Source organism: Agrobacterium sp. LAD9 (assembly GCF_003031125.1).
Lineage (GTDB): Bacteria > Pseudomonadota > Alphaproteobacteria > Rhizobiales > Rhizobiaceae > Agrobacterium > Agrobacterium radiobacter.
In genome coordinates this window covers 60,749-73,303 of sequence record NZ_PHGS01000014.1, presented here as the reverse complement: position 1 = coordinate 73,303, position 12,555 = coordinate 60,749, and the positions used below count along the sequence as shown (strand labels likewise).

The following is a 12,555-nucleotide window of genomic DNA, read 5'->3' as shown; positions in this document are numbered from 1 at the left end:
CCACCGGAATACTCGCCCCGTGATTTCTATATGTTCTCAAATGTCGGACAGATCCGACACTTTCGTGTCGTGACGCCTTTCCGGCTGTCGTGCCGCAGTAACAATCGCTTCCGCATCCGCAGCGTCGTTCTTCTGACGCTTCACGAAAGGGCGCACATATTGTGGTGCGATTAGCTTGACCTCATGGCCCAGCGACATCAACTCGCGTGCCCAGTAGTGGACGCTGCCGCAAGCCTCCATGACGACAACAGCCGTCGGCTGGCTCTGCATGAAACACAGAAACTGCCCGCGCGATAACTTCTTGCGAAACAGCACCTCGCCCGTCATCAACGCCCCGTGGAGCTGTAAAACATTTTTTGCCAGATCAACCTCGATCATTATATTCTTCATTTGCCGTCCTCTCCGCTGTGTGACCTTTCAGGATCACAACTCTGGCACACTGCGATGCCGTCTGGGGAGGGCGGCAACAACCCCATCTTGTTCTGACCTCTGCCATCGAGCAATCTGTGCAGATCAGCCGCAGCGCGCTCGGCGCCTGGTTGCGGGGCGAGGCTGGAGGTTCAAAAAAGTCTGCTCATGCATTGGAGCCTTCGCATCAATGGTGGGATAAGTACACGCATACGACGTCAACGATAATGTCCATTAAAATGTTGACAATGTTCTGAGGTTCGTCATAGTCCTCTCGTGTGCGAGCATTGCACTATGTCGGCTCTGGGAGGAGAACAGAATGGGCGAGAATTTTCTAGGTCGCAGAGATTTTCTAAGGACAAGTGCGGTTGTCACTATTGGTGCGTTGGCTACGCCTTCAATTCTGAGGGCTGCTTCCGATCCTATCATTATTGGACACCTGACCCCGCGAACAGGACCGCTTGGTCCTCTCGGTGACCTTGCCGTCATGGCGCAAGATCTGGCAGTTGAGCAAATTAATGCGACGGGCGGGGTGAACGGACGCGAAATCAAGCTCATTAAAGAGGACTCCATGAATCCTCAAACCGCCACGACGAAGGCGGAGCGGTTAATCGAGCGTGACAAGGCGGTGATGATCATTGGCGAAGCTTCGTCGGCGTCGGCCTTGTCCATCTCGCAGGTCTGCCAGCGGGCGAACAAGATTTTCATCAACACCGGCGCTAACTCCGACTTCCTTCGCGGGAAGGATTGCAAGCGCATCATGTTCCATACCGAAATTCATAACATTATGAACGTCAACGCTGTTGGTCAGGACTTCCTCGACCACGACATGGTAAAGGGCAAGAAGTGGTACATGCTCAGCGCCGATTATTCTTTCGGGCACGATCTGCGCAACGGAGCCATGGCGTTTTTGAAGCGCAACGGCGGCGCAACGATCGGCGATGAGCTCATTCCCACGGATACAACGGATTACTCGTCCTACCTTCTGAAAATCCGCGCAGCGAAACCTGATCTGATTATCCTGAACCTCGCCGGAGCAGGCGCTGCAACCTTCTTTAAGCAATACGGCGAGTTCGGGATGGATATCCCGTTGGGTGGCTTCGACTACAATAGCGCATTTGCCTGGGCTGCAGGTATCGAAAACTTCAAGGGCACCTGGCCTTGCATCTGGACGCATCAGGTCAAGACAGAAGGCTCGCAGGCCTTCGTGAAGGCCTTCAAGGATCGCTACGGAAAACCGCCTGAAAACCAGGCATATACGGATTACATCGCGACCCATATCGCCGCGCAGGCAATTAAGGCGACTGGCGGAACCGAGACCGAGACCTTGATCGCTTACTTTGAGAACCCGGGCACGGAGTTCGATATCCTGAAGGCGCGCAAGGGGCGTTTCGACCCCGGCTCGCATCAACTTCTGCAAGAAATGTACACGGTGACGGCGGTCGCTCCAACAAGCGCCACCAATGAGTGGGACATTTTTACGACGTCCGACCCTGTCCCAGGTCCTAACGCCAACCTTGCCGATTTGCGTCGCGACGCCGTCGGGGGTGTTTGCCAGTTTACCTGATCTGGAAGTCCGAGATTCTTTTCTACCGCGGTGAACGCATGTTCGCTGCGGTAGTCTGATTGCAAGCGGAGTTTGTAATGTCCGTACTACTTTTCGTTTCTCAGCTTCTAAATGGCCTGCTTGATGGCGTTTACTATCTGCTGATCGCACTGGGATTGTCGTTGATCTTCTCACTGGGTGGCATCGTCAACCTTGCCCACGGTGCGTTTTTTGCGATTGGTGCCTATCTCGCGCTGGTCTTGACGCCCTATCTCGGATTTTTTGGCGCCCTGATCGTGGCACCGCTTTTGGTCGGTACTCTCGGTGCCCTCGTCGAACGCCTGCTCTTCAAGCGTTTCTATCGCATCGATCCGCTTTACTCATTGCTCCTGACGTTCGGTCTGTCGATGATGATCGAGCAATCGTTGCGATGGTATTTCGGCTCTGCGCCGCACGCATACTCCATTCCAGACGCTTTGCGCGGCCAGTTTTTCCTCGGCGACTTCGTTTATTCACGTTACCGGACGTTCCTGATCTGCGTTGCGCTGATGATGGTCGCCCTTGTCTGGGTGCTGCTGAACAAGACCGCGTTTGGCCGCATCGTAAAGGCAGGGGTCCAGAACCCGGATATTCTCGGCACCCTTGGTATTTCGCTCAGACCATACCTCACCAGTGTGTCGGCGATCGCAATCGGTATCGCGGGCCTTGCGGGCGTTATGCTGGCCCCGATCCAGCCAGTCCATCCGCTAATGGGAGCAGAGGTTGGCACAGCGGCCTTCGTAGTTGTTGTGATCGGTGGCCTTGGCTCGTTCTGGGGTGTGGTTATCGCGGCGCTGCTCGTGGGCATCGTCAAGGGTTTCATGATCGCAATCGGGTTTTCCCAATACTCGATGCTGGCGATCTATCTTCTGATGTTCCTGGTTCTTCTTATCCGCCCGCGTGGACTGATGGGCGAACGCATCACCAGATTCGAATAGGTATTTTCCAATGCACAACAACAAACTTCTCGCTACGTTCGCGGCGATGCTCCTGGTGCTGCCTTTTGTCATGGAGTTTCTCGGGCTCGGAACCAATTCGGCCACAGAACTGGTCATTTTCGCACTTGCTGCAACCGGCTTGAATATTCTGGCCGGGTATACCGGGCTGGTCTCATTCGGCCATGGAGCATGGTTCGGGCTTTCCGCTTATGTTGCAGGCCTTGCAGCTTTGTCGATGAACAACGGCAGCATGCTGGCGTCCGCCGTTCTCGCCGTAGGGTGCACTGCACTGCTCGCACTGCTGGTCGGCACGCTGATGCTTCGCAGAAGAGGCGTCTACTTTTCTCTGATGACGCTCGCATTGTCGGCGATGTCATTTCAACTCGCCTACCGGTGGACGGATGTCACGGGCGGAGAGAACGGCCTTGGCGGAATCGAGCGTCCGGCTTTTCTGGAAAGCAACAGCAGCTATTACATCGCCGTGGCGGTTATCGCCTGGCTGGGGCTGGCGTTTGCGCTTCGGTTTGTCCGCTCCCCCGTGGGATCTGTTCTCGTTGCCATCCGTGAAAATGAAGGGCGCGCCCAAGCTCTCGGCTATGACGTGTTCCGCTACAAGCTGATCGCGTTCGTGATATCGGCAAGCATCACTGGACTTGCCGGTGTACTGCTACTTTACCAGAATCGCTTCACATCTGCCGAGCCGATGTCTATCGTTTTCTCTGGCGAGTTGCTTGCAATGGTCGTCATCGGGGGGATGCGCGGGTTTCTCGGTCCAGCTATCGGTGCCTGTTTCTATATTATATTCAGGGAATATCTGTCGATATATACGGAAAACTGGCTTTTCTGGTTCGGCGCGATCTTTCTGTCCTTCGTGCTTGGGGCACGGGGCGGGATCATCGGTATAGGAGCGCAGGTCCGGGCTCGATTTTTCCCCGAACCGGATGGCGTTGCTGCAATGGCCGGACGGCGAGCGGAGAAACATCCCCTTCCAGCCGGGCTAAAGCCGCAGTCGACTGCCGAGGGTGCGGTTCTTGAAGCAGACAGTATCGTGAAGAAGTTTGGAGGGTTCAAGGCGGTCGATGGTGTCTCCGTCGCCGTTCGGGACCGAACGCTCCATGCTCTCATTGGCCCCAATGGGGCGGGCAAGACGACGGCATTCAATTTGCTGACCGGCATTTTACCAGCCACGGCAGGCAAGGTGCTTTTGATGGGGCAGGAGATATCGGGCAAATCGCCTAACCAAATCGCGCATTTGGGCCTTGGCCGTTCGTTCCAGATCACAAACCTTTTTCCAGAGCTATCCGTCTTCGAAAACATGCGTCTTGCGGTGCAGGCACACAGTGAGGAAAGGTTCGGTCTGATTGCGGATCGCGATGGGCTATCGAAGGTCAATGCCAAGACCGGAGAGATTCTCACCTGGGTCGGCCTCGCAGGCATGGAGGAAGCAACGGCGGGATCACTGTCCTATGGAGGGCAACGCCTACTGGATCTCGGACTGGCGCTGGCAACCGAACCGCGCATACTGCTGGCGGACGAGCCGCTCGCAGGCCTTTCCGTCGCCGAACGTGAACGGGTGGGCAATCTTATCAAGGAGGTGTCGCAAAACATTCCCGTCCTGCTCGTGGAACACGATATTGATCGCGTTTTCGAACTTGCCGACCACGTAACCGTGATGGCCGAGGGGCAGGTACTTCTGGATGGCAGCGTTGAGGACGCGCGGAGTTCAAAGAAGGTTCAGGAGATCTATATTGGCTCCGGAACGTCCGCGGTGGCCGCCCTTTCCCGGCAGGGACAGGCCGGAACCGATCTGATGCTACAGTTCGAGAAGGTCAATGTTCATTACGGCAAGAGCCACATCCTGCACGATATCTCGCTCGATGTTCATAAAGGAGAAATCCTTGCATTGCTGGGCCGAAACGGGGCTGGAAAGTCCACTCTGCTGAAGGCGCTGACCGGTATCGTCAAACCGTCTTTGGGGTCCATCCGCCTGCTTGGCAGTGAACTGGCGGGCCTTTCATCCGCGCAAATTTCGCGAAAAGGAGTTGGTTATGTGCCGCAGGGTCGCGGATTGTTCGCTGGCATGACTGTCCGCGAAAATCTGGAACTGGGCAGAATTCGCCGTCAGACGGGTGAGGGGAACCACTGGTCGATGGAACAGATCCTCGAATATTTTCCGCGCCTTGGCGAACGTCTGGATACGGCCGCTGACCGTCTGTCCGGCGGGGAGCAGCAGATGGCCGCCGTCGCGCGTGCACTTTCGGGCGATACCCGCATCCTCCTGCTCGATGAGCCCTTTGAAGGTCTTGCACCTGCTGTCGTTGAGCAGCTCTTCATCACCTTCGACAAACTAAGGGACGTGTTGTCGATCGTGATCGTCGATCATAATCTCGATCTGGCACTTGCCTTGTCGGACAGAACGATCGTGCTGGAAATGGGCCGTGTGTTGCATGAGGTTGCCTCCAGCAAGATCGCCAACGATATCGACCTTCGCCGCAAGATGTTGTGGATGTAAACAACGAAGCGCCCTGAAAACAAGCTGAAAGGAAATCCCGGTCAGGTTACCCCTGAGCGGGATTTCTCCGCTTCAAGCGAGCGGTATGATGGCAGATATGAGGATGATTGCTTGGGCGCGTACGATTTAGAGGTGTTCAGTCGACCTCTGTCCGAGGGTTGCAAGCGGCATATGTATCAGTCTTTCAAAGCCTTTTTGACACGGAATATCGCAAGGGCAACCGCGCACAAGGCAACGGGAATGAAAGTCAGGAACGCCATTGGATGGAGATGCAATCCTGCATGTTCCAGCGCCTCGATTATGACCTTTGACAAGGCAATTATGTAATAGGTAATCGCAATAATCGAAAATCCCTCGACAGCACGCTGGATTTTCAGCTGAACAGCAGCACGTTCAGCCATTGCTTTGATCTGGACGGCATTCTGATACTCGACCTCGACCTGGATTTTCGTCTGGAGCAGATCGATGAGGTGCATAGTGGCGTGGGACAGTTGATCCAGCCGCAGGGCTGTTGCGTCACAGGTCCTGATAGCCGGCTTGAAGCGGCGATCAACGAAAATACCAAATCTCTGAAAACCGGGAACATGGCTCTCTCGGAGTTCCTTGATCCGCTCTTCCACGATTTTGGCGTATGCAGCCGTTGCTCCGAACCGATGGCGGGTGCGGGCCGCGGCCGAGATGATTTGTGCGGAGAGGCGCGAGATGTCGTCCAGCAGCGCGCGGTGGCCATCGCTTCCGACTGTCGCATTGTGATTGGCCAACGCCGTCAACTGCGTGTCGTAGGACGCCAGCATGGGACCAAGCAACCGCGCCTCAGGTAGCGCAAGTAATGCCATCGCGCGGTAGGTTTCGATCTCGCACAGACGCCTTACCATCCGTCCCAACCGGTATGCGTTGAGTTGGGCGTTGAAGAGAATAATACGGCTGGAATTGTCGGGCTGGACACGAAAGTTGGAGCAAATTCTGGCGTCTCCGTTCCCGACCTCGGATGCGGCCGTATCGCCCAGACCGAAGGCTTTCAGGGTCATGCCCAGTTCAGCCGGTCCATTTTCCAACACCAGCAGCGCGAGACGATTAACAAGCGTTCCGCTGTCCAACCCTATAATCTTCAGGGTTTCCTGTTCCGTGAGTGTGAGTTCGGGCCATGTCTCAGGTACTGAAGCCAATTGGATAACGCGTGTTACGGTCACGAATTCGGTGTGATGTTCCACTTGGGTCCGCACGTCGGGACTTCCGGCAATCTGCTCCTGGATAACACAAGGCAATGGCCTTGATGGAGCCGCGGGCATTATGGCGATATGCTCCACCAGTGCCGGGCCGACAAAATAGATCGACGGCCTGGCATGGAGTTCAGCATTGAAATCGTGCTTCATGGTCATCGGGGGGCGCCGAATAGTTGTCAGGGAGGGCGGATATGAAAGCCGTCCACCCGACACTTCACGGGTGCTGAGCGATGAATTTGGTTGTCAGATAGGCATCAAGCCCTTCCGGGCCGCCTTCTGATCCATAGCCGCTGTCCTTTACACCTCCGAACGGCGTTTCAGCCATCGAGATTGCAAAGCTATTGATACCGATCATGCCGCTCTCGATGGAGTCCGCGACATCTGTGGCCGTTGCAACCGAGCTTGTGAACGCATAGGAGGCCAAGCCGAATGGAAGGCGGTTAGCCTCCGCGATTGCTTCATCGAAATGCCTGAACGGTGTGACGGTGGCGATGGGGCCAAAGGGCTCTTCGGACAGAATTCTGGCATCGGCCGGGAGGTCGGTCAGGACAGTCGGGGAAAAATGGTAGCCCTGATTGCCAATCCGCTTTCCGCCAGCCGCAACTTTCCCGCCTTTCGCTCTCGCATCGGACACCAAATCCTCCATAGACTGAAGGCGGCGATCGTTGGCGACCGGCCCCATCTGGGTGTTCTCGTCAAGACCATTGCCGACCTTGATGCTTTCGATACGTTCGGACAACGTTGCTGCAAACTCCTTGTATCGATCTTCCTGCACGATAAATCGGGTAGGAGACACGCAAACCTGGCCCGCATTGCGAATTTTGGAAGCGACCGATAGTGCGACCGCATTGGGGTTCGCGTCATTAAAGACGATGACCGGCGCATGCCCTCCAAGCTCCAGAGAGATTTTCTTTACCCCCTCGGCGGCAAGATGCGCGATATGACGTCCAATGCCAGTCGAGCCGGTGAACGTTACTTTCTTGATGATTGGCGAGCGGATCAATGTTTCCGAAATCATCGCCGCGTTTCCGAACACCACGTTGAGCACGCCTGCGGGAAGTCCGGCGTCCGCCAGAGCGCGGGCAATCGCCAGAGCCGTATTCGGTGTTTCTTCCGATGGTTTTGCAATGCATGTGCAGCCAGCGGCGAGAGCCGCCGCGATCTTGCGGGCAGGGGCAACAGCCGGGAAATTCCAGGGAGAGAATGCCGCAACAGGCCCCACGGGTTCACGCAGGACGATGTGGCGCGCGCCTTTAACCCTCGGCGGAATGATGCGGCCATAAGCGCGGCGGCCCTCTTCGGCATACCATTCGAAGAAATCGGCTGCGGCATCGACCTCCATTCGGGCCTCCGCATTAACCTTGCCCTGCTCAAGCGTCATCTGTACGGCGATATCGTCGCGGCGCTCGCGGATGAGTTCCGCCGTTTTGCGGAGGATTTTTGCCCGGTCGTAGGCCGACACATGACGCCAGAGTTTGTAGGCCTTTTGCGAGCTTTCCAGTGCGCGGTCGAGATCGGCGGCAGTGGCTCTGGGCATACGTGCCAGCTCCGAGCCATCGGTTGGGTTGACGACAGCGGAGAGTTCGCGGTCGCCGCCTTCAATCCACTCTCCGTCGATGAACAAAGAGGGTTGGTTGTATACGTGGGTCACGGGTTTTTCCTTTGTATAGGCATGAAATCGGATTGGAACTAGATAACGGGGGACAACGGCGCGAGTCCGCGGATCATGTCGGCGGCTTTTTCCGCAATCATAAGGGTGCTGGCGTAGGTATTGGCGGATGGCATTGTCGGCATGACGGAGGCGTCGACGACCCGAAGTCCAGAAATGCCATGCACCCGCAACTGATCGTCTACGACGGCCAAATGGTCATCGGCCTTGCCCATGCGGCAAGTTCCGATCAGATGGTAAGCGGTCGATCCCTTGCTCCGGGCAAAATCCAGAAGTTCCTCGTCGGTTTGGCAATCCGGTCCAGGGATTTCCTCGCAGTCGAAATAGGGCCGCATGGCGGGGGATGTTAAAAGCTTTCGCGCAATCCTGATCCCGGCCACGATTACTCTTTGGTCGAGAGGATCGGCGAGATAATTCGGTTGAACGACAGGCTTTTCGAATGGCTCGGTGGCGCGAATGCGAACGTAACCCTGGCTTTCCGGTCGCTGTTGATACGGCCCGCAGGTAACGCCGGGGTAATCTTCGAGAACGCCCAGATAACCCTCTTTGTAGCTCGCTGGCGTAAACGAGCATTGAATGTCAGGTGCATCGAGTTCCGGCGAGGATTTGCCAAAGGCGTAGAACATTGCAGGCGTGACGGAAATGATGCTTGGCCGACCCAGCGCCCATTTCAGGATTTCCAAGCCAAGCGGAATGCCTCTGGCACGACTGTTGAGGGTCGGGATATTCTTGACGCGGGCGACCAGTCGCGCAGCATAGTGATCACGGAAGTTTTCGCCAACACCCGGCAGGTCATGCGTGACGGAAATGCCGAGGCCGTTCAGCAATCCTGCATCGCCAATGCCCGAAAGTTGCAGAACTTTCGGGGAGTTGATCGCTCCGGCGCTGAGAATGATTTCGCGTGTGGCGTGGATATCCACAGGCTGCCCTCCCTCGCCACCTTTCAGATACCGGACGCCCGTTGCGCGTTTACCGGTTAAAAGAATACGTGTGACATGGGTGTGCGTGCGGATTTCGACGTTTGGCCGTTTGCGAGCTTTCTTGAGGAAAGCGGTTGCGGCATTGACGCGCCTGCCGCGGTAAATGACACGCTGCGAATATCCGGTGCCAAACTGTGTTGCGCCATTGTAGTCGCGGTTGCGTGGTAAACCCAGCGTTTCCGCCCCGTCTGCAAAAATTTCGCACAATGGATAGTCGCCATCCAGGTCGGTAACCGGCAACGCTCCCGTACGACCTCGATACCTGTCATCACCATCGCCGATACGTCTCTCGGTGCGCTTGAAGTAGGGCAGTATGTCATCATAGCCCCATCCTGCATTCCCGCGCCTTGCCCATTCGTCAAAGTCACCCGGTTGCCCGCGGCTATAGACCATACCATTTATGCTGCTTGACCCGCCAAGCATACGTCCCTGCGGAAGAACGATCGAGCGGCTGTTGGTCCCGGCGCTTGCTTCGGTCGGAAACCCCCATGTCATCTTGGGGTCGAAAAGGATCTTTATGTATCCTGCCGGGATGCTGACAAAAGGATGCCAGTCCGTCGGGCCGGATTCCAGCACACACACTCGAGAGCGACCATCCTCCGAAAGCCGCTCCGCCAGCAACGATCCCGCCGATCCTCCACCAATGATAATGTAATCGAACGATTCTTGCGCTGCCTCGGCTGTCATCGCTCTTCCTCCTCTGCTGTCTATGCCGTACCGAAGGGATTCTTCCCGGCATTATATCTCAGTTGGTAATTCGCTCGGCGATCATTCGGGCAATCGGAATAGCCGAAGTTGCTGCGGGGGAGGGAGCGTTACCCACATGCAGCGTCCGTTTCGTGTTGAGAAACAAAAAGTCATGAAGGAGATCGCCCTTCGCGGTGATTGCCTGCGCGCGAATGCCTGCGCGATAGGGGACCAGATCTTCCAACACGAGATCTGGATAATATTTCTGACATTTTTGCATGTACTTCGCCTTGGAGATGGAGTTGCTGAATTCTTCCAGCCCTGTTCGCCAGTTCTTGCGCGCCACGCCCCAGAATCCGCTGAAAGATGCTATCGAGAGTGCATCGCGAAGGTTGAAGGATAGCTTTTGGTACCCTTCTCTTGAAAAGCCCAGAACGGCGTTCGGTCCTACCGTCATTTCGCCATGGATGGTGGGCGTCAGGTGAATGCCGAGAAAAGGTAATGCGGGGTCTGGAACGGGATAGATCATGTGGGTGACACCGATCTTCTTTTCCTCCCGGACTTTATAGTATTCACCGCGAAAGGGGACGATACGGAAACTGCCGCCTACGCCAGACAGCCGCGCGATCCTGTCTGCTTGTAACCCGGCACAGGCGATGACTTTTCGCGAGCGATAGGTTTTGTTGCGGCAAACGACTTCCACTTCGTCAGAGGTTTCTCTAAGGGCGGTCACCTCGTCGCCAAAAACTATCTCTCCACCTGCCTGCCTGATTAAATTGCTAAGCTGAATGCAGATTTTCTGGTAGTCGACGATACCGCTCGATTTGACCCTTAGAGCCGCAACGCCCGCAATCTCAGGCTCGCATTGTCTGAGAGCGACGGTGTCGAGTTCCTCCACCACCGTTCCGTTCCCTTCAGCGTTTATTTTCAACGCTCTCATCCTCTCCAGCTCGAGCTTGTCCGTGGCGACGATCAGTTTTCCTGGTGTTGCAAACGGAATACCGTACTCGAGACAGAAATCCTTGGTGGCCTTGGCGCCCTGAACGCATAGTTGCGCCTTCAGGCTGCCAGTCTTGTAGTAGACGCCGGCATGAATCACGCCGCTATTGTGTCCGGTCTGGTGGGATCCCAGCGCGGTTTCCTTTTCAATAACGATGACTTTGGCACCATTGGTACGAGTTAGAAGTTCATGGGCTGTCGCCAACCCGACGATGCCACCTCCAATCACGCAGAAATCGAAAACAGTCACGGTAACTCCCCGGAGACAATATTCTAAGTTATTGAGTAGGAAATCGGCACGATCCCGTTCCGATGAAGTGAAAATGGATAACGCCAACATCAATGTCAACAAAATAATTGACATAGATGTTGGCTGTCATTATTGATTGGAAACTGACATGAAAGATGGGCCAGACATGAGAGAAATGAAAAACTCGAACGAGGCTGACGTCGGACGGGAAGACGTGTTCGAAGCTCTGCGGCTTGATATTATCTTTGGGCGACTTCGTCCGCGTGAGCGATTGCTGGAAGGTGAGCTCACGGAGCGGTTTGGCGTGGGACGTTACGTCATACGCGCAGCGCTTGACGATCTTGCGCGGCTTGGCCTTGTGCAGCAGCGTCCTAATCGCGGCGTCGTAATCTCGGATTACGGTGTCGATGAGGTGGACGAGCTGTATGCAATGCGCACACTTCTTCAGACAGCTGCTGCCCAGCGCATTCCCATGCCAGGAAGCGAAGATCTCGTTTCCAGATTGAAGGAAATCAACGACGGCTATTTGCGCTGTATCGAAGCTGGAGACCTTGCCGGTGCGGCATCTGAAAACGACAAGTTCCATGCCACGCTGTTTGGAGCTTGCGGGAACCGCTTTCTTGCCGCCGATATTGAAAATTACTGGCAAAAGACCGCATCAATCCACTGTTACGCTATAGGTCTGCCTAACCTGGCGAGAAATTCGATCGACGAGCACACGGCCATGATCGATGCATTGCAGGCTGGCGACAGGGCAGAGTTTACGCGCTTGTGCATAGCGCACATGCAGCCGGCGCTTGATGCCTTCCGGGCAGCCCATGGCGGTTGGGGTCGCTGAAAACCACACATCTTATCTTGAATATCTGGAGGAAAACATGGGAGCTAATGTTACCATTCTAAAGGTGGACGATATCAAGCGCATCCAGCGCGGAAGCGGAATAGAGACGACGCCACTGGTGACGCACATGAGTTCGCCCGGTGCGCTTTTTACCACCGGTATGAGTGTCTATCCCAAAGGCCGAGGAGCGCCACTTCATATCCACAACTGCGATGAGCAAGTGACGTTACTCGAAGGGATTGGAGAGGTCGAAGTTGATGGAAAGATCACTCCGCTGGTCCCCTACGACAGCACTTATATCCCTGCGGGTCTGGTTCATGCTTTCCGCAACACTGGCGATGCGCCCATGCGGATCTTGTGGATCTACAGCTCGGCAAAAGTAACGCGAACCTTCGCCGGAAGTGATGAAGAGGTGGAACACCTGTCTGCCAAAGACCTCATGGGTGAGGCTCCGAAATAAGTGGAG

At 55.6% G+C, this 12,555-nt stretch carries 9 protein-coding genes and 1 pseudogene; 5 read left to right on the top strand and 5 right to left on the bottom strand.

Annotation, left to right across the window (positions count from 1 at the left end; all coding sequences use genetic code 11):
• Positions 1-72 precede the first annotated feature (72 nt).
• A pseudogene (locus DA915_RS15570) lies at positions 73-390 on the bottom strand (IS110 family transposase); the annotation flags it as partial.
• A gap of 337 nt (positions 391-727) precedes the next feature.
• Between DA915_RS15570 and DA915_RS15565 the strand changes: the two are divergent.
• The 3 genes from DA915_RS15565 to DA915_RS15555 all read left to right on the top strand — a co-directional run bounded on the left by DA915_RS15565 (position 728) and on the right by DA915_RS15555 (position 5,443).
• The gene (locus DA915_RS15565) at positions 728-1,975 is read left to right on the top strand and encodes an ABC transporter substrate-binding protein (protein WP_107676505.1); all 1,248 of its coding nucleotides are present in this window, start codon (positions 728-730) and stop codon (positions 1,973-1,975) included.
• A gap of 77 nt (positions 1,976-2,052) precedes the next feature.
• Complete coding sequence (locus DA915_RS15560) at positions 2,053-2,931, top strand: branched-chain amino acid ABC transporter permease (RefSeq protein ID WP_107676504.1); 879 nt, start codon at positions 2,053-2,055, stop codon at positions 2,929-2,931.
• A 10-nt stretch (positions 2,932-2,941) separates the two neighbouring features.
• Positions 2,942-5,443, top strand: a complete 2,502-nt coding sequence (locus tag DA915_RS15555; RefSeq protein ID WP_107676503.1) for a branched-chain amino acid ABC transporter ATP-binding protein/permease — start codon at positions 2,942-2,944, stop codon at positions 5,441-5,443.
• A 176-nt stretch (positions 5,444-5,619) separates the two neighbouring features.
• On the opposite strand, the gene DA915_RS15550 is transcribed toward DA915_RS15555, so the two are convergent.
• The 4 genes from DA915_RS15550 to lhgO form a co-directional block, all read right to left on the bottom strand.
• Positions 5,620-6,816 carry a DUF3422 domain-containing protein gene (locus DA915_RS15550; RefSeq protein WP_107676625.1) on the bottom strand — a complete coding sequence of 399 codons (1,197 nt, stop codon included), beginning with the start codon at positions 6,814-6,816 and terminating at the stop codon, positions 5,620-5,622.
• Between the two features lie 64 nt (positions 6,817-6,880).
• Positions 6,881-8,317, bottom strand: coding sequence for an NAD-dependent succinate-semialdehyde dehydrogenase (locus tag DA915_RS15545; RefSeq protein WP_107676502.1), 1,437 nt, complete (start codon positions 8,315-8,317; stop codon positions 6,881-6,883).
• A gap of 38 nt (positions 8,318-8,355) precedes the next feature.
• Positions 8,356-10,002: a GMC family oxidoreductase gene (locus DA915_RS15540; protein WP_107676501.1), complete on the bottom strand. Its 1,647-nt coding sequence runs from the start codon at positions 10,000-10,002 to the stop codon at positions 8,356-8,358.
• A gap of 58 nt (positions 10,003-10,060) precedes the next feature.
• A complete protein-coding gene (lhgO, locus tag DA915_RS15535) occupies positions 10,061-11,251 on the bottom strand; it encodes an L-2-hydroxyglutarate oxidase (protein ID WP_202864248.1) in 1,191 nt (396 codons plus the stop codon).
• Between the two features lie 148 nt (positions 11,252-11,399).
• On the opposite strand from lhgO, the gene DA915_RS15530 reads away from it, so the two are divergent.
• Both DA915_RS15530 and DA915_RS15525 read left to right on the top strand, forming a co-directional pair.
• Positions 11,400-12,089 carry a GntR family transcriptional regulator gene (locus DA915_RS15530; protein ID WP_107676500.1) on the top strand — a complete coding sequence of 230 codons (690 nt, stop codon included), beginning with the start codon at positions 11,400-11,402 and terminating at the stop codon, positions 12,087-12,089.
• Positions 12,070-12,549, top strand: a complete 480-nt coding sequence (locus DA915_RS15525; RefSeq protein ID WP_202864247.1) for a cupin domain-containing protein — start codon at positions 12,070-12,072, stop codon at positions 12,547-12,549. Before DA915_RS15530 ends, DA915_RS15525 begins: the two co-directional genes overlap by 20 nt.
• Positions 12,550-12,555 lie beyond the last annotated feature (6 nt).